The sequence below is a fragment of the Caballeronia sp. NCF2 genome, assembly GCF_023631205.1.
GTDB classification, from domain to species: Bacteria; Pseudomonadota; Gammaproteobacteria; order Burkholderiales; family Burkholderiaceae; genus Caballeronia; species Caballeronia zhejiangensis.
Genome location: NZ_JALQDN010000048.1, coordinates 1 through 16,981 on the forward strand (window position 1 = coordinate 1; position 16,981 = coordinate 16,981).

At 66.6% G+C, this 16,981-nt stretch carries 15 protein-coding genes; 3 read left to right on the forward strand and 12 right to left on the reverse strand.

What is annotated here, in order from left to right:
* Positions 1-130 precede the first annotated feature (130 nt).
* Positions 131-1,426, reverse strand: coding sequence for a 4-aminobutyrate--2-oxoglutarate transaminase (gene gabT / locus NCS02_RS15540; RefSeq protein ID WP_350029932.1), 1,296 nt, complete (start codon positions 1,424-1,426; stop codon positions 131-133).
* A gap of 115 nt (positions 1,427-1,541) precedes the next feature.
* Here gabT and pdxR point away from each other — a divergent pair, with 115 nt between their 5' ends.
* Positions 1,542-3,029: a MocR-like pyridoxine biosynthesis transcription factor PdxR gene (pdxR, locus tag NCS02_RS15545; RefSeq protein WP_175979121.1), complete on the forward strand. Its 1,488-nt coding sequence runs from the start codon at positions 1,542-1,544 to the stop codon at positions 3,027-3,029.
* A gap of 121 nt (positions 3,030-3,150) precedes the next feature.
* Positions 3,151-4,344 (forward strand): M20 aminoacylase family protein, encoded by a 1,194-nt coding sequence (locus NCS02_RS15550; RefSeq protein WP_175979559.1) that lies wholly within the window; start codon positions 3,151-3,153, stop codon positions 4,342-4,344.
* A 6-nt stretch (positions 4,345-4,350) separates the two neighbouring features.
* On the opposite strand, the gene NCS02_RS15555 is transcribed toward NCS02_RS15550, so the two are convergent.
* From NCS02_RS15555 to NCS02_RS15575, 5 genes are all read right to left on the reverse strand, one after another.
* The gene (locus NCS02_RS15555) at positions 4,351-5,892 is read right to left on the reverse strand and encodes a methyl-accepting chemotaxis protein (protein WP_250502877.1); all 1,542 of its coding nucleotides are present in this window, start codon (positions 5,890-5,892) and stop codon (positions 4,351-4,353) included.
* 138 nt (positions 5,893-6,030) lie between these two features.
* Positions 6,031-6,192: a hypothetical protein gene (locus NCS02_RS15560; RefSeq protein WP_008353824.1), complete on the reverse strand. Its 162-nt coding sequence runs from the start codon at positions 6,190-6,192 to the stop codon at positions 6,031-6,033.
* A gap of 27 nt (positions 6,193-6,219) precedes the next feature.
* A complete protein-coding gene (locus NCS02_RS15565) occupies positions 6,220-6,807 on the reverse strand; it encodes a glycosyltransferase family 9 protein (protein ID WP_008353823.1) in 588 nt (195 codons plus the stop codon).
* A 295-nt stretch (positions 6,808-7,102) separates the two neighbouring features.
* The gene (locus NCS02_RS15570; protein WP_250502776.1) at positions 7,103-7,543 is read right to left on the reverse strand and encodes a hypothetical protein; all 441 of its coding nucleotides are present in this window, start codon (positions 7,541-7,543) and stop codon (positions 7,103-7,105) included.
* Positions 7,544-7,748: 205 nt separating this feature from the next.
* A complete protein-coding gene (locus NCS02_RS15575) occupies positions 7,749-9,245 on the reverse strand; it encodes a UdgX family uracil-DNA binding protein (RefSeq protein ID WP_008353815.1) in 1,497 nt (498 codons plus the stop codon).
* 198 nt (positions 9,246-9,443) lie between these two features.
* Here NCS02_RS15575 and NCS02_RS15580 point away from each other — a divergent pair, with 198 nt between their 5' ends.
* Complete coding sequence (locus NCS02_RS15580) at positions 9,444-10,154, forward strand: glycosyltransferase family 2 protein (RefSeq protein WP_250502777.1); 711 nt, start codon at positions 9,444-9,446, stop codon at positions 10,152-10,154.
* 7 nt (positions 10,155-10,161) lie between these two features.
* On the opposite strand, the gene NCS02_RS15585 is transcribed toward NCS02_RS15580, so the two are convergent.
* The 6 genes from NCS02_RS15585 to NCS02_RS15610 all read right to left on the reverse strand — a co-directional run bounded on the left by NCS02_RS15585 (position 10,162) and on the right by NCS02_RS15610 (position 16,929).
* Entirely contained in the window at positions 10,162-10,749 is a 588-nt protein-coding gene (locus tag NCS02_RS15585) for a nucleotidyltransferase family protein (RefSeq protein WP_008353813.1), read from the reverse strand.
* Between the two features lie 110 nt (positions 10,750-10,859).
* A complete protein-coding gene (locus tag NCS02_RS15590) occupies positions 10,860-13,082 on the reverse strand; it encodes a xanthine dehydrogenase family protein molybdopterin-binding subunit (protein WP_008353812.1) in 2,223 nt (740 codons plus the stop codon).
* On the reverse strand, positions 13,079-14,068 hold the full coding sequence (locus NCS02_RS15595) for an FAD binding domain-containing protein (protein ID WP_250519875.1): 990 nt from the start codon (positions 14,066-14,068) through the stop codon (positions 13,079-13,081). Before NCS02_RS15595 ends, NCS02_RS15590 begins: the two co-directional genes overlap by 4 nt.
* A 10-nt stretch (positions 14,069-14,078) precedes the next feature.
* Entirely contained in the window at positions 14,079-14,771 is a 693-nt protein-coding gene (locus NCS02_RS15600; RefSeq protein ID WP_250435556.1) for a (2Fe-2S)-binding protein, read from the reverse strand.
* Between the two features lie 309 nt (positions 14,772-15,080).
* Positions 15,081-15,596 (reverse strand): isochorismatase family protein, encoded by a 516-nt coding sequence (locus tag NCS02_RS15605; RefSeq protein WP_008353809.1) that lies wholly within the window; start codon positions 15,594-15,596, stop codon positions 15,081-15,083.
* A gap of 4 nt (positions 15,597-15,600) precedes the next feature.
* Positions 15,601-16,929, reverse strand: a complete 1,329-nt coding sequence (locus NCS02_RS15610; RefSeq protein WP_008353808.1) for a hypothetical protein — start codon at positions 16,927-16,929, stop codon at positions 15,601-15,603.
* Between the last annotated feature and the right edge of the window lie 52 nt (positions 16,930-16,981).

Below are 16,981 nucleotides of genomic sequence, written 5' to 3' on the forward strand. Positions count from 1 at the left end.
CTTTGCTTACTTTCTTTGCAGCAGCAAAGAAAGTGAGTGCCGCCCCGCACAGGGGCAACGCTAATAGACCGACGCGAATACGGGATCCGGCGACCAACGCAAAACAAAAAACCAAAAACCAAAAACCAAATCAAACCGCAACGCCAACAGTCTCCGTCAACACATCTTCAAGAATACCGAGCGCCTCATCAAAAACCGCATCCTGAATGGTGAGCGGAAACAGGAACCGAACCACGTTCGAATAAACGCCACAAACCAACAGCAGCAACCCGCGCTCCAGCGCCCGCGTCTGCACGAGCTTTGCAAAAGCAGCATCCGCATCATGCGAACCGGGCTCGCAGAACTCGACCGCGATCATCCCCCCCGGCCCGCGCACGTCGGCGATCTGCGGCACATCGCCCTTCAGCGCTTCGAGTTTCGCCTTCAGCTTGTCGCCGAGCACAACCGCGCGCTCGCAGAGCTCTTCATCGTCGATGATGTCGAGCACCGCATGCGCCGCCGCCACCGCCAGCGGATTGCCCGCATACGTGCCGCCGAGCCCGCCCGGCGCCGCCGCATCCATGATCTCCGCGCGCCCGACGACGCCCGACAGCGGCATCCCGCCCGCCAGCGACTTCGCGATCGTCATCAGATCCGGCACGACGCCGTGATGCTCCATCGCGAACAGCTTGCCGGTGCGCGCAAAGCCCGTCTGCACTTCATCGGCGATCAGCAGAATGCCGTGGTCATCGCAAATCTTGCGCAGGCCGCGCACGAATTCCGTCGGCGCCGGAACGAAACCGCCTTCGCCCTGCACCGGCTCGAAGATGATCGCGGCAACACGCGTCGCTTCGATATCCGCCTTGAAAAGATGCTCGATCGCGCGCAGCGAATCCTCGACGGACACGCCATGCAGCGAATTCGGGAACGGCGCATGGAACACGTCCGACGGGAACGGCCCGAAGCCGATCTTGTACGGCGCGACTTTGCCCGTGAGCGCCATGCCCATCAGCGTGCGGCCGTGAAAGCCGCCCGTGAACGCGATCACGCCCGGCCTGCCCGTCGCGGCGCGCGCGATCTTCACCGCGTTCTCGACAGCCTCCGCGCCCGTCGTGAAAAACGCCGTCTTCTTCGCGTGCGAGCCCGGCGCGCGGGCGCTGATCTTCTCGGCGAGCGACACATACGACTCGTACGGCACGATCTGATACGCCGTGTGCGTGAAGCAGTCGAGCTGCGCGCGAATCGCCTCGACGATCTTCGGATGGCGATGCCCCGTATTGCACACCGCGATGCCCGCCGCGAAGTCGATGAAGCGGCGGCCCTCGACATCCCACAGTTCCGCGTTCTCGGCGCGCGCCGCGTAGAAATCGCACATCACGCCGACACCGCGCGGCGTCGCAGCGTTCTTGCGGGCGTGCAGATCGGCGTTCTTGAGGTTGGTGCTCACGGAAATCTCCTGGATCGTTGGTGGCCGCATCGGCCGACTGAATATAGAGACGACTATAGTAAGATTTGGCCCTCAAGTTCAGAGCCATTTCAATAAATCTATAGGAGCCAATTCGATGTCGACGCGCGCAAGCGTGCTGTCCGACTGGCTGGCGCAGCGCATCGATCGCACGAACGGCCAGCCGATCTACCGGCAATTGCATCGGCTGCTACAGCAGGCCATCCTCACGCGCGAGCTCGCGGCGGGCGCGAAAGTGCCGTCGTCGCGCTTGCTTGCCGCCGAGCTCGGCGTCGGGCGCAACACGGTGACGCAGGTCTACGAGCAACTCGCGCTCGAGGGCTACGTGTCGTCGGCGACGGGGCGCGGCACCTTCGTCGCGGACAGCACGCCCGACGACATCGTGTTCGACGACGCGCCGCCCGCGGCGATCGCGCCATCCGATGCACAATCGACGCTCTCCACGCGCGGCGCGCGGCTGATTTCGGGCGCGGGCGTGTCGAAGCGTCAGGGCGGCGCGTTCATGCCGGGCGTGCCGGACGTATCGCGGTTTCCGTCGCGCGTGTGGAACCGGCTGCACGCGAAATACTGGCGCAAGCCGCTGCCCGATCTGCTTACCTACGCGCCGGGCGGCGGCCACGCGGGACTGCGCCACGCGCTCGCGCACTATCTGCGCACGTCGCGCTCGGTGCGTTGCACGCCGGAGCAGATCGTCGTGACGACGGGCATCCATCAATCCATCGATCTCGCCGCGCGCCTGCTCGCCGATCCGGGCGACACGATCTGGACGGAGGATCCGTGCTACTGGGGCGTGCGCAGCGTTCTGCAGGTTTCGGGGCTCGATCTGAAGGCGATTCCCGTCGACGCGGAAGGCATCGCGCCGACATCCGCCGATCTCGCGTCGCCGCCGAAGCTGATGCTCGTCACGCCGTCGCATCAATATCCGCTCGGCATGGTGATGAGCCTCGCGCGCCGCCGCATGCTGCTCGAATATGCGCGCCAGCACCGCTGCTGGATCATCGAGGACGATTACGACAGCGAATTCCGCTACGGCAGCCGGCCGCTCGCGTCGCTGCAGGGCATGGACACGGCGGGGCAGGTGATTTACGTCGGCAGTTTCGGCAAGACGCTGTTTCCGGGGCTGCGCATCGGTTATGTGGTCGTGCCGGAAGCGCTCGCGGAGAGCTTCGCGATGGCGAGCGCCGAGCTGTATCGCGAAGGGCAGTTGCTGCAGCAGGCCGTGCTCGCGGAATTCATCGAGCAGGGGCATTTCACGTCTCATATCCGGCGGATGCGCGCGCTCTACGGCCAGCGCCGCGACGCGATGCTCGCGACCATCGCCGCGCGCTACGGCGACACGCTTTCGATCGCCGGGGGCGATGCCGGGCTGCATCTCGTGCTGAAACTGCCGCGCCACGTCGATGATCGCGCGCTCGCCGCCGCCGCGCTCGCGCAGAACATCGTCGTGCGGCCGCTGTCGGGGTATTACGCGCATCGGCCGGACGCGGAATCCGGCTTGCTGATCGGATATGCATGCGTGCCGGACGACGACATCGCGCCGGCTTTCGCCACGCTCGCCGACGTGATCGACCGGTTTCTGCGCTAAAAGCGGTCGAAATTTCACGATTCGCTTACGGTCAGCGAAAAAAACGCGCGCGGAACTGGCAAGCGCGGCGCATGTGGAGGATCATGTGCGCCGTTTTCCGATCAACCGCAAGGGCTTCTCCATGACGATCTCGTCCGACCACCACTTCACCGTCATCGCCGATCTCTCCGACGACGCGCCTTCGCTGCGCGAAATTCGCCACGATATCCATCGTCATCCGGAGTTGTCGTATGAGGAGACGCGCACTGCGGCGCTCGTCGCGGAGCGGCTCGAAGAGTGGGGCTGGACGGTGACGCGCGGCGTCGGCGGGACGGGCGTCGTCGGCACGTTGAAGGCGGGCGACGGCACGAAGAGCATCGGACTGCGCGCGGACATGGACGCGCTGCCGATCATCGAGCAGAGCGGCAAGCCCTGGGCGAGCGAGACGCACGGCAAGATGCACGCGTGCGGCCACGACGGCCACACGACGATGCTTCTCGGCGCGGCGCGCCATCTCGCGCGCACGCGCAATTTCAACGGCACGGTGCATCTGTATTTTCAGCCGGCGGAAGAGCACGGCGTGCCGAGCGGCGCGCAGAAGATGATCGAGGAAGGTCTTTTCGAGCGCTTTCATTGCGACGCCGTGTTCGGCGTGCACAACCATCCCGGCGCGCAGCCCGGCACGTTCCTGTTCCGCAAGGGGCCGTTCATGGCGGCGGGCGATCAGGTGTCGATCGTGGTCGAAGGCGTCGGCGGGCACGCGGCGCGGCCGCATCTGTCGGTCGATCCGGTCGTCGTGACGGCGAGCATCGTCATGGCGCTGCAGACGATCGTCGCGCGCAACGTCGATCCGGCGCAGCCGGCCGTCGTCACTGTCGGCTCGATGCACGCCGGGACGGTCAACAACGTCATCCCGAATCGCGCGACGCTCGAACTGTCCGTGCGCTCCTTCGACCCGCAAGTGCGCGAACTGCTCAGGCGCCGCATCAAGGAACTGGTGGAATCGCAGGCGGCGAGCTACGGCGCGAGCGCGACGGTGAAGTATCTGGAAGGCTATCCGGTCGTCGTGAATTCGGACGCGGAAACGGAGTTCGCTATGGAGGTCGCGCGCGAACTGGTCGGCGCAGAGAACGTTGTCGCGCACGCCGATCTGCTGATGGGCAGCGAGGACTTCGCGTTCATGCTGCAGCAGCGGCCGGGCTCGTTCCTGCGCCTCGGCAACGGTGCGGGCGAGGACGGCTGCATGGTCCACAACCCGCACTACGATTTCAACGACAAGAATCTGCCGGTCGGCGCGGCTTACTGGGCGCGCCTCGTCGAACGATTCCTGGCGTGACCGAAATCACGCCGGCAGCCTGAAACTTCCGATCGCCTCGCGCAGCACATCGACCTGATCCTTCAGCGAATGCGCGGCGGCGGCGGCTTCCTCGACGAGCGCGGCGTTCTGCTGCGTCACCTGATCCATCTCGACGACCGCGCGGTTCACCTGCTCGATGCCCGCGCTCTGCTCGCGCGACGCGTGGCTGATCTCGTCGAGAATCTCGTTCACGCGGCGCACCGATTGCACGATTTCCGTCATCGTCGCGCCCGCGTTCGTCACGAGCGACGCGCCTTGCTCGACCGTCTGCGTCGACGTTTCGATGAGCGCCTTGATTTCCTTCGCCGCCGTCGCCGAGCGCTGCGCGAGACTGCGCACTTCCGCCGCCACGACCGCGAAGCCGCGTCCCTGTTCGCCCGCGCGCGCCGCTTCGACCGCCGCATTCAGCGCGAGGATGTTCGTCTGGAACGCGATGCCGTCGATCACGCCGATGATGTCGCCGATCTGCTGCGAGCTCGCGGTGATGCGCGTCATCGTGTCGATGACGTCGTCGACCACGCCGCTGCCGCGCGTCGCCACGTCCGCCGCCTGCTCCGCGAGACGCGCCGCCTGCGCGGCGCTCTCCGCGTTGTTCTTCACGTTCGCGGTCATCTGGTCCATGCTCGACGCGGTCTGCACGAGCGCCGCGGCCTGTTCCTCGGTGCGCTGCGACAGATCGGTGTTGCCCGCCGCGATCTCCGACGCGCCCACGTTGATGTTGTCCGTGCCGCTGCGCACGCGCGACACGGTATCGACGAGACCGCTCTGCATCACGCTGAGCGCGTGCAACAGACTTGACGTGTCGTTCGGACGGACGTCGACGCTGCTCGTCAGATCGCCACGCGCGATGCGATGCGCCGCGTCGACCGCCAGTTCGAGCTCGCCGCCGAGATTGCGTTTGATGCTGCGCAGAACGATGAGCATCGCGGCCGTCGCGAAGCCGCCGAGCACGGCCGTGATCGCGAGCCAGCGCAGCGCGCTTGCCCAGAACGCGCTCTGCACGTCGTCCATGTACATGCCGGTGACGATGTACCAGTCCCACTGCCCGAAGCGCTGCGAGTAGGAGAGCTTGCCGACTGGCTTGTCGCTGCCGGGCTTCGGCCACAGATAGCTGATGAAGCCGCCGCCGGGCTGATCGCCCGCCTTGACGATATCGACGAACAGGCGAGTGCCCGCCGGATCGGCATAACTCGACAGATCCTGCCCGTTCATCGCGGACTTGATCGGGTGCATCACCATCCTCGGATGCGAGTCGTTGATCGAGAGATAGCCGTCCGTGCCGTAGCGGATCGCGCCGACCACTTCCAGCGCCCGCTTTTTCGCTTCGTCTTCGGTGAGCGTCTTGTTCGCGGCGAGCGCCGCGTAGTGCGCGGTGATCGAGTGCGCCTCGTTGACGAGCGTCTTCAACTGCTCCTTGCGGTCGTCGATCATCGACGTCCGGTTTTGCCATGCCCCGATGATCCCGATCGCGATCAAGCCGATCCACAGCACGGCGATCAACGAGCCGAGCTTCTTGTTCAACGTCATTCTGTTCATGTTGCGCCCGTCGCCTGTTTGCGTTGTATTCGCGTTGTCGTTTGCGATGGCGCACGCCGCCGCATGCCCGCTTTACGGCAGGCATGGGCGGCGAGTGTAGGGCGGGAATTCCCGTAGGGAAGCGTCGGATCAGAGACGCCGGATCGGATCCTTGTCGGGCGGCGCGTCGGGATGCTGCGGCTCCTCCGGCCGATGACCGGGCGAAGGCGGCGTGAGCGGATCGGCTTCCGGATCGCGGTTCGGGTCCGCGACGGGATCCGGAACGGGATTGGTCTGCATGTCGAATTTCATGATGTCCCCCGAAAGGTGGCTCTTCGTCTATGCCGATTCGTGCGCCGCCGGCATGTGCAGCGTGAACGGCTCGCCCGGATGCGCGCCGCCGGTGTGCGAGAGCGCGTCGCGGGCGTGTGCGGCGATCGCGTCGCTGCCGGTGTCGCGCGGATGTTCGTCGAGCACGATATGCGGCGTGCCGAGCGCGCGGGCGGCGGCGACGGGCGAGGACGCTTCGGCGTCGTCGGACAGGAGCAGCCGCGCATTGGCGATCAGGCGCGGCAGCGTCGCCGGCGCGACGGCGCCCGCGAGAAAGAGCGCGGCCGTCTGCATCGCGCCGAGCACGCCGGCGGTGCGCTCGGGATCGGGCGAATCGCCGACGATCGCGATCTGCCAGCCATCGGCGGCGAGCTGGTCGGCGACATCGGCATATCGTTCGGCGGGCCAGGCGGGCGCGGCGTGATGGCTGCCCGGATGGATCAGCACCAGGCGCTCGCGCTCGATGCCGTGGAACGCGGCGAGCGTGTCGTAATCGTCGCTCCCGTCACGCGCGGCGGCGGGCGGGGCGCTCGGCGCGTCGGGGACGAGCGTTGTCGTGAGGTCGTCGCTCAACGTGGAAAGGGGATTGGCTCGCATCTTGGCTCCTGCAAGTGGCGTGGCCTCGCTCGATTCGGCGCAACTCGCGGGGCCGCGCGCTTGGCAAGCACCCGCCATGCCCGGCGCGTTTGCGGCACGTTCCGCCTGAAAATGCCCGCGTTGGACACAGATTGCGTTCCGAAGCGTGACAGTTTGAGCGTCGATTGCGGCATCTGTCACGTATTGAAGGAGGCGCGGCGGCGCTCGTCAAGGCGCGAAGTTTTCAGCGTCGATGTAAAAAAGCCGCCACCTCGCGATGGCGAGGCGGCGGCTTGGATGCGGCGTCGAGCGGCGCTCAGGTTTCCGTGTTGCCGTCGGCGGCGGGCAGCGTCTTCGGCGTGAACGCTTCGGCGCGGCGGCGGATGCCGTCGACTTCGCCAGTCACGAACGTGCGCTTGTCCGCGGCGAGCGCTTCCTGATACGACACGCCTTCCGGCACGCGATGCAGCAGCGCGCGCAATTCGCCTTGCGTCGTCTGCTCGACGGGCTCGTAGTCGTAAAGACCGAGCTCCAGTTCGGCGCGCTCGTGCAGGATGAACAGGCACGACGCGAACACCGCGACGCCGAGCACTTCCTGCACGCCGAAGCGGAATGCGTGCGGCACAGGCGAGAACGGCAGCCACGCGATGAGCGCGACGCCCGCGAGCGCCACCGCGATGGTCACGTTGAGCAGCAATTGCAGACGCGCGACGATGCGCTCGCGTTCGGTCTTCAGTTGCCCGGCCGATTTTGGCACGAGCGCGCGTGTGTGCAAGCCCTGCGATTGTTGACGGCGGAGTTCTTCGAGCGGGAGAGCGGCCATTTGGGTGTGATGTGGACCATCGGTGAGCGCCAGTCGGCGCGACACCGGTATAACGCGCGGCTTACAGGAACGTTGACGACGCTTTCGTCTTGTTGCGTCCTGTTTCGTCCTGTTTCGTCCTGTTGCATCTGCGGCTCGTTCAGCGCGTCGGGTCCTTCACCGGCGTGCGGATGGTCGCGGTGCCGTCGGCGATCTGCTGCGCGAAAACGAGCGCCTCGACGATCGTCCCGAAGACTTCCGCGCGCACTTTGTCGTCGGCGAGGCGCATCAGATACGACGGGTGATACGTCGGCACGATGATGTGCCCCTTATGCTCGATGGTCTTGCCGAGATACTCGGACAACGCCGTGCGATGCCCCGTGAGCGCCTTGAGCGCCGTCGCCCCGAGCGCGACGACGACTTTCGGCCCGATGCGCTTCAGTTCTTCGTCGAGCCAGTAGCGGCAGGCTTCGCGTTCGCGCTGCGCGGGCGCGAGATGCGCGCGCTCCTCGCCTTGCGCTTCCCATTTGAAATGCTTCACCGCGTTGGTCAGATAGAGCGATTCGCGCGCGATCTGCGCCTCGGCGAGCGCTTCGTCGAGCAGCTTGCCCGCCTGACCGACGAACGGCTTGCCCTCGCGGTCTTCTTGATCGCCCGGCTGCTCGCCGACCAGCATCACGCGGGCGTCGCCGGGACCGACGCCCGGCACCGCCTGCGTCGCGTTGCGCCACAGCGCGCAGCGCCTGCATGCATCGAGCGACGGCGGCTCGATCAGCATCGTGCCCTTGATCGGCTCCAGATCCGTGTTGATGGCGACTTCCATGTCGGGCGGCACATTACGCGGATGACGGTCGCGCCGCGAATAGGGATCGGCGCGGGAGATCAGCGCGGGATCGGTGCGCGCGTTCTCCGGGCTTTTCCAGTAGCGCACCGGCATATGCGACGCCATTTCGGCGGCGTTTTCCTGCGCCGGCGCGAACGTGCTCTCGTAATACGCGAGCCAGAGCGCCTCGATGGCGTCGCCGCTGATGGCTTCGCCGCTCATCGCGGTGTCGCCGAAATCCATCGGCTTTTCTTCCGGCTCGCTCGTGCGGTCCACGCGCAGGAGCGCGCCGTCCCAGAACGCGGCGCCGTGCGGCGTGGCGATCATCCACGTGGCGCTGCCCATGCGCGTGGCGAAGTGCATCGCGGCGTGCTCCAGCACATCGTGCACCGGCTCGAACCAGCTGATGAACTCGGGCGGCCCGAGCGACGAATCGCGATGCCGGAAACGCAGCACTCTGCGCATTTCGCTTTCTTCGGCCTCGACCGATTCGATCATGCGCCGCAGCCGATGCCCGTCCGGATCTTCCGGCGAGGCGATCGCGCGGTCGCCCTGCGTCCAGCGCCACAGCGCCTTGTAGAGAAACCGCCAGCGGTCGGGCGCGCGAAAGCACGCCGCCGTTTCGAGCATGGCGAGGAATTCGCGCGCGATCTTGACCGGCTTCTTCGCATTCGGATCCGACGGGCCGCGCGACGCAACGATGGAGCCGAACACCGTTGCCGATGCATCGGTTTCGAGCCATTCCACGTCTTCCGGGCGCGCGTCTTCCATGAGGAGATTGCGCGCCTCGGTACGCCAGGCAGCGAACGACGGATCGATGGTGACGCTTTTCATCGGCGAACGGAATCATAAAAGCACTGTATATCCATACAGTAATTCTAGCGATTCCCGCCGCTTTTCAGCAACTATTTAGAGACGATCGCGCCCTTATACGGCGGAGCGGCCCGCCATTCACGGGAACGGCCATTGCTGCAATTCATCCATCGCGCCGTCCGATTGCCAACGGAAAAAAACTCACACACGGAGCCGCCAATGCTTGCCATCGTCATTCCTGCTCACAACGAAGCCGCGCATATCGGCGCGTGCGTCGCGGCTGCACGTCGCGCGGCGGATCATCATCAACTGCTTGGCGAGGCGGCGCGCGTGATCGTCGTCGCCGACAGTTGCAGCGATGACACCGCCGCCATCGCGCGGGCGCTGGGCGCGGAAGTGACGTGCACCGAAGCGTGCAATGTCGGCGTCGCGCGCGCGCATGGCGCACAGCGGGCGCTGGCGCTGGGCGCGCGCTGGCTCGCGTTCACCGATGCCGATACGACCGTCGCCGCAGACTGGCTCGTGCGCCAGCTCGACTGCTGCGCGGACGCGGTGTGCGGCGTGATCGGCGTGCACGACTGGTCGCCGCATATCGGCGCGGTGCGCGAGCACTTCGGGCGCACTTATACCGATGCGGACGGGCATCGGCATATTCACGGCGCGAACATGGGCGTGTCGGCGAGCGCGTACGTGAAGGCGGGCGGATTTGCGCCGCTGGAGACGAGCGAGGACGTGGCGCTCGTCGAAGCGCTGATGGCGACCGGCGCACGGATCGAGTGGAGTGCGTCGCCGCGCGTGGTGACGAGCGCGCGGACGGATTTCCGGGCGAAGAAGGGATTCGGCGCGACGCTGCTCGACGTCAGCCGGCGCTATCTGCCGATCGGCGCCGACGCCGAAGATTCCGCGGAAACGGCGGCGATCGCGGCTTAAGTCGCGCTCAAGTCTGCCCGAGGTCGCTCGGCAAATCCACGTCGCGCAGCACGTTCGCATCGTCCACTTCGACGATGAACGGCTTGTGCGTCGTGAAGATGGCGCGTGCGCCCGCGTCGCCGTCGAGCGTGGCGAGCATCTCGCGATGCGCGATGCCGAAGCCCACCGGATGCCCGCGCTTGCCACGATGGAACGGCGCGACGAGCGCTTCGCCGCCGTCGAGCGCACGCGCGACCGCTTCATACGACGACGCTTCGATCCACGGCATGTCGCCGAGCGCGACGAGCCAGCCATCGGCTTCGGACGTCGCGCGCACGGCCGCGGCGAGCGTCGCGCCCATGCCGCGCTCGGCGTCGACGCTGAAGATGACGTTGCAGCCTGCTTCGTTGAGCACGTCGGCGAGCTTTTCGGCGCCGGGACGCACGACCGCGATCACTTCGGCGCACACGGCGAGCAGCCTGCGCGCCGACTGGAACACGATGGGCGTTCCGTCGGGCAGGGTGGCGAGCAGCTTGTTGTGGAGTCCGGACGGGTCGAAACGGGTGCCGAGACCCGCCGCCAGCAGAATGCCGGTCGCGTTCGACGAATAGGTCATCGCGGGTGCTCGTGTGGGGATGAATCGCGATTGTGCGGCGCATCGAACGGCGTCGCAAGCATAAAAAAACACACGGCGGCCGGGCGGACCGCCGTGTGCGTCGTTTCACTTCACGCCATCGTCGGCGGCAGGATTTTGTCGAGCGTAATCGGCAGATCGCGCACACGCACCCCCGTCGCGTGATACACCGCGTTGCCCAGCGCGCCTGCCACGCCCGTAATGCCGATCTCGCCGATGCCCCGCGCGCCGTGCGGATTGATATGCGGGTCCGGCTCGCCGACGAACGCGATATCCAGCATGCCGATATCCGCGTTCACCGGGACGTGATATTCCGCGAGATTCGCGTTCGTATAGCGCCCGTAGCGCGAATCCATCTCGCTCTTTTCCAGCAGCGCCGAGCCGACGCCCCACACGATGCCGCCCATCAACTGGCTATGCGCGGTCTTTTCGTTGAAGAGCGTGCCGACGTCGTACACGCCGACGATGCGCGGCACGCGGATGATCCCGAGGTCCGCATCGACATGGACTTCCGCGAACACCGCGCCGAACGAGTGAAACGAATACTGCTTTTTCTCGTCGCCGGGCCGGGTCGTGGCGATCGCCTCGATCGGCTTGCCGCCGTTGCGCGCGATGATCGCCGCCGCGGGATCGCGCTTGTCAGGATTCGACAGGCTCACGACCCAGCCGTTGGACACGGTCACGTCCTCGCGCGCGAGACCGGCGACGGGCGATCCGCGATCCGCGAGCGCCATCGCGATGAGTTGATCGCGCGCCTCCATCGACGCCGCCCGCACCGCCGGCGACACGCTCGCCGCCGATTGCGAGCCGCCCGAGACCGGCGCCTTCGGCAAGGACGAATCGCCGAGCGCGAAGCGCACGTAATCGAGCGGAAAGCCGAGCGCGTCGGCGGCGACCTGCGTCATGATCGTGTACGTGCCGGTGCCGAGATCCTGCGTGCCGGACGCGACCATCGCTGTGCCGTCGGGCAGGATGCGCGCCACTGCCGACGCCTCGCTGCGATTCGCCGGATACGTCGCCGTCGCCACGCCCCAGCCGATGAGCGTATTGCCTTCGCGCATCGACTTCGGCGCGTGGTTGCGCTTGGACCAGCCGAAGGTATCCGCGCCGCGCCGATAGCATTCGAGCAGCGCCTTCTCCGACCACGGCTTCTTCTCCTGCGGCTCCATGTTCGCGTGATTCTTGATGCGAAACGCGAGCGGATCCATGTTCAGTCGATACGCCATTTCGTCCATCGCCGATTCGAGCGCGAACGAGCCGCTCGTCTCGCCGGGCGCGCGCATGAAGGTCGGCGTGCCGATGTCGAGCTTGACCAGCTTGTGCGACGTCGACTGGTTCGGCACCGCGTACAGCATGCGCGTGACGATCGCGGAGCTTTCGGTCCAGTCCTCGAACGTCGATGTCGTCGAAACGACGTCGTGACGCATGCCGGTCATGATGCCGTCGTCGCGCGCGCTCACCTGAAAGCGCTGCTCGGTGAATGGCCGGTTGCCGACCATGCCGAACATCTGCGGCCGTTCGAGCACGAGCTTGACGGGGCGGCCGGTCTGCTTCGACGCCATCGCCGCCAGCACGACGTGCGACCACACCGACCCCTTGCAGCCGAAGCCGCCGCCGACGAACGGGCAGATCACGCGCACGTTCTCATCGGAGATGCCGAAGAACTTCGCGACCGCGCTTTTCGCGCCGGACACGCCTTGCGTCGCGTCGTAGAGCGTGAGATTCGGGCCGTCCCAGCGCGCGACGGTCGCGTGCGGCTCCATCGGATTGTGATGTTCGTACGGCGTCGTGTAGACGGCGTCGAGGCGCGTCGGGCCTTGTTTCAAACCGGCGTCGACGTCGCCGCGTTTCGTCGTGATCGCGCGGCCCATCATCTTTTCCGGCTGATACGCCGAGGCCTTCGCGCGCGTGAAATCCGCGTTGGGCATCGCGGCTTCGTAGCGCACGTCGACGTAACGCGCCGCGCCTTGCGCGTGCTCCAGCGAGTCCGCGACGACGACCGCGACCGGCTCGTTGCTGTAGCGCACCTCGTTGGTCTGCAAGAGCGTCAGCTTGCGCACGGCGGGCGGCTGCGCGTCAGGGACGCCGTTGTTCGGCAGGCGCATCGCGTTCCGATACGTCATCACAAGAAGCACGCCAGGCATCGATTGCGCGCGGCTCGTGTCGATCGACGCGATACGGCCGTGCGCGACCGTGCTCGTGACGATGACCGCGTGCGCGAGCTTGGCGTCGGTGTTGTCGGCGGAATAGCGTGCCTGGCCGGTGACTTTCAGCACGCCGTCGGTGCGATCGAGCGGTTTTCCGATGACAGTCATGCGACACCTCCGGCCTGTTGAACCGCGCGCACGATCGCGCGCTGCGCGAGCACGATCTTGAACGCGTTGTCGCGCTGCGGCTGGGCGCCCTGTACGGCGAGCGCGGCGGCGTTCTGCAGCGTGGCTTTATCGAGCGATTGGCCGACGAGCGCGCGTTCGGTCGCGTTCGCGCGCCACGGCTTGTGGGCGACGCCGCCGAGCGCGATGCGCGCGCTCTTCACCGTGTTGCCGTCCATCTGCAACGCGGCCGCGACCGATACCAGCGCGAACGCATAACTCGCGCGGTCGCGCACTTTCAGATACTTCGAGTGCGCGGCGAAGAGCGGCGGCGGCAGATCGACCGACGTGATGAGCTCGCCTGCGTGCAAGGTCGTGTCGAGCTCGGGCCTGTCGCCCGGCAGCCGATGAAACTCCGCGAACGGAATCGTCCGCTCGCCGTTCGGGCCCGCGACGCGCACGACGGCATCGAGCGCCGCGAGCGCGACGCTCATGTCGGACGGATTCGTCGCGATGCACTGACGGCTCGCGCCGAGAATCGCGTGCATGCGATTGTTGCCGTCGATGGCCGCGCAGCCGCTGCCCGGCGAGCGCTTGTTGCATTGAGGAAAGCCGGTGTCGTAGAAGTACGCGCAACGCGTGCGCTGCATCAGATTGCCCCCGACGGTCGCCATGTTGCGCAGTTGCGCCGATGCGCCCGCGAGCAGCGCCTGCGACAGAAGCGGATAGCGTTCGCGCACCCACGCATGATTGGCGGCGTCGCTGTTGCGCACGAGCGCGCCCAGGCGCAGACCGCCATCGGGCAGGGCGATGATGCCATTCAGGCCGTCGATGTGCGTGATGTCGACGAGCCTCATCGGCCGCATGACGCCGCCTTTCATCAGGTCGAGCAGATTCGTGCCGCCGCCGATGAACATCGTGCCCGGCTGGCTCGCGGCCGCGAGCGCCGCGCCAATATCCGGCGCGCGCTGATAGGAGATCGCGTCCATGTGCGTCTCCTTATGCGTTGCCCGACGCGACGGCTTTTACCGCCGCGACGATGTTCGGATACGCGCCGCATCGACAGATGTTGCCGCTCATGCGCTCGCGAATTTCGTCGTCGGAGAGTTGCGCGGGGCGAAAGCGCACGTCGGCCGTGACCGCGCTCGCGTCGCCGTTGCGATATTCGGCGATGAGCGCCGTCGCCGAGCACAATTGCCCCGGCGTGCAGTAGCCGCACTGAAAGGCGTCCTTCTCGATGAACGCGCGCTGGATCGGCGCGAGCGTGTCGCCGTCGGGCGCGAGGCCTTCGACGGTCGTGACGGATTCGCCGTCGTGCATCACCGCGAGCGTCAGGCACGAGTTGATGCGCCGGCCCGACACGATCACCGTACACGCGCCGCACTGGCCGCGGTCGCAGCCTTTCTTCGTGCCGGTGAGGTTGGCGTATTCGCGCAGCGCGTCGAGGAGCGTCGTGCGCGCCTCGACCTGCAGTTCATACGGATGGCCGTTGATGGTGAGCTTCACGGGCAACATCGGCGTGGCGGCGGGCGGCGGCGCCAAGGCAGGCGTCGCAGCCGGTTGCTGCGCGTGCGCGTGCGGCGCGGCGGTCACTGCTGCGGCCGCGGCGGCGGATTGCAGGAAACGACGGCGCGACGGCTTTTGCGCCGCGTCGCTGGCGTCGTCGTGAGGATGGGTATCGGCTGGGGACATGGCGATCGGTTGCTCCTCGCTCGTTCGGAAGGGCGTCGACGGGCTCAAGTCTTCACGGGGATTCGCTCGCAGCCGATTGCGACGGATCGGGCGGAGCGCCGATGCTCGAGTCCTCGGGGCGGCGCAAGAGGCGCGGTTCGCGATCGTTCGGCAACTGTAAGGGAACCGAACGTTCGTCGAGCCGCAATCGCAGACTATAGCAAGTGGGGTGCCATGCGCTCGGGACGGACGCTGGCTGGCTTATGAGCGGGCCGTGCGGGTAAATGCTGCATGCGCGCGTAAAACTAACGGTCTGGTTCGAAACCCACGTCACTTGATAAGCGCAAGCACGTCCCGAAAGCGCGGATGCCGGCAACTGCCCATCCATCCGAAGATCGTCGTTTCGACCGTCGTGAGCCGCGCGCCGTCCTGCCGCGCCCGTTCGATCGCGACGGCGCGATCCGCGGCTCGCCGCGACGCGACCGCGTCCGCCACGAATTCCACGCGATAGCCGAGCCGCAACACTCCGAGCACCGTCAGCAGCACGCACACATGCGCCTCCGCGCCGGCGACCCACAGCGTCGCGGGCGCGGGCGGCAGCGCATCGACGAACGCGGGTTCGAGCGTCGCATCGAATGTGTGCTTTTCGACGACTTTCGCCGACCGGAGATCGACGGGCAGGCTTTCGACCGTCCCGCCGAGCCCGCGCGGATTCTGCTCCGTAAAAAGCACCGGCACGTCGAGCAGGTTCGCCGCGCGCAAGAGCGTGCCGGCGCGCTCCGTCAGACGTTGCGCGCCATCCAGATGCGGCAGGAGCCGCGCCTGCATGTCGACGATGACGAGCATCGCGTCAGGCCTCGCTCTCCATGATCCGGTCGATGAGCCGCGCGTTCTCGCCCGCGGAGCCGATGCCCGCATGCTTGGCCATCGGCACGAAGAAGTGCGTGGCGATCGGCAGCTTCGAGCGTTCGAGCCAGTTGGTCAGATGCGCGGCGAGGCGCTTCGCCGGCGTCTTCAGTTCCTCGCGCAGCACGCCGGGCAGCTTCTCGAAGTGCCGCATGTCGGTCTGATACGGCTCGGGCGCGACGCACAGCGCGTTCGGCCGGCCATCGACATCGACGGGAAGGCGTTCCAGCGCCTGATGCAGCAGCGCGACGCCGAGGCCCTCGCCGCGCCACGGCTTTCTCACTTCCCACAGGCTGATGTAAATCACGCGATGCGCGTTGTAGACCTCGCACAGCTTCTCCGGACCGAGCGCTTCCGTCGATGCGAGCGCGAGCGAGAGCATTTCGCCCGAGTAAGTGTCGAGCGTGTAGACGAGATCGGCGCTGCTCGTGAGCGGCGGCACCTTGACGAGTTTCAGCCGCACCGCCGCCGCGACGATATCGCTGCCCGCCTCGTGGAAGACGGCGAACGCGGTGCCGAGCCGCTCGTCGTCGACCTGCGGGTATTCGTGGCGATAGGTCATCGTGAAGAGAAACGGCCCGATCTTCTCGCGATACGCGAGCGGCCTGTCGACGTCGTAATCGTCGACGCCGTCGAGACCGTACGGATCGTAATCGCGCTTTTCTCGCCGCTCGCCGTTTTGCGCGGCGGCGAGCGCCGCGAGCGGACGGCGCGATTCCGGCACGAGATCCTCCGGCAAACCTTCCCAGCTCAGACGCAAAAACTCCCGTCCGCCGCGATAGTGCGTCTCGAAGAGCGAAAGAACCGGCTCGCCCGCGACCGGATCGAGAATGCGCTGGGCGCACTCGTAGGCGCGGTCGAGCAGCTGATCGGCTTCGGCGGGATCGGGCGCGAGATGCGGCTCGCTGCCTTGCGGCTCGGCGGGCAAGCCTTTTGCAACGCGTTCCTTGTGCGCGAGCTCGAGCCATTCGTCGGCCGCGCGTTCGGCGATGAAACCCGCCGCGATGCGATAGCCCGTCAGCACGATCGACTGGCCGGTGCGGCCGAGCGGGAACACGTACTCGTCGTTCATGACGTCGTCGACGGTGACGCCGCGGAACGTTTCGCGCGGCGCGTTCGCATTCGCGACCGCATCGAAGCGATCATGCGACAGCACGTGGGCGACGAGGTCGGATGCGGCCGGACCGAACTCCGATCCGGCGCCGGGAAGCAGCTTCAGCAGGGACAAGGTACTCGCGGTATACGTGGTGCCGGTCGTGCTTGGTGTGCTCATGAGTGCCATCTCCGATCGTGAAGGGTTATCGTAACAAACCATCGTATTTACG

Excerpts from the sequence above, each read along its gene's own strand:
- pdxR (WP_175979121.1), top strand. The coding sequence starts at position 1,542 with ATGTCGACGCGCGCAAGCGTGCTGTCCGACTGGCTGGCGCAGCGCATC.
- NCS02_RS15550 (WP_175979559.1), top strand. The coding sequence starts at position 3,151 with ATGACGATCTCGTCCGACCACCACTTCACCGTCATCGCCGATCTCTCC.
- NCS02_RS15555 (WP_250502877.1), bottom strand. The coding sequence starts at position 5,892 with ATGACGTTGAACAAGAAGCTCGGCTCGTTGATCGCCGTGCTGTGGATC.
- NCS02_RS15560 (WP_008353824.1), bottom strand. The coding sequence starts at position 6,192 with ATGAAATTCGACATGCAGACCAATCCCGTTCCGGATCCCGTCGCGGAC.
- NCS02_RS15565 (WP_008353823.1), bottom strand. The coding sequence starts at position 6,807 with ATGCGAGCCAATCCCCTTTCCACGTTGAGCGACGACCTCACGACAACG.
- NCS02_RS15575 (WP_008353815.1), bottom strand. The coding sequence starts at position 9,245 with ATGAAAAGCGTCACCATCGATCCGTCGTTCGCTGCCTGGCGTACCGAG.
- NCS02_RS15580 (WP_250502777.1), top strand. The coding sequence starts at position 9,444 with ATGCTTGCCATCGTCATTCCTGCTCACAACGAAGCCGCGCATATCGGC.
- NCS02_RS15585 (WP_008353813.1), bottom strand. The coding sequence starts at position 10,749 with ATGACCTATTCGTCGAACGCGACCGGCATTCTGCTGGCGGCGGGTCTC.
- NCS02_RS15590 (WP_008353812.1), bottom strand. The coding sequence starts at position 13,082 with ATGACTGTCATCGGAAAACCGCTCGATCGCACCGACGGCGTGCTGAAA.
- NCS02_RS15595 (WP_250519875.1), bottom strand. The coding sequence starts at position 14,068 with ATGGACGCGATCTCCTATCAGCGCGCGCCGGATATTGGCGCGGCGCTC.
- NCS02_RS15600 (WP_250435556.1), bottom strand. The coding sequence starts at position 14,771 with ATGTCCCCAGCCGATACCCATCCTCACGACGACGCCAGCGACGCGGCG.
- NCS02_RS15605 (WP_008353809.1), bottom strand. The coding sequence starts at position 15,596 with ATGCTCGTCATCGTCGACATGCAGGCGCGGCTCCTGCCGCATCTGGAT.
- NCS02_RS15610 (WP_008353808.1), bottom strand. The coding sequence starts at position 16,929 with ATGAGCACACCAAGCACGACCGGCACCACGTATACCGCGAGTACCTTG.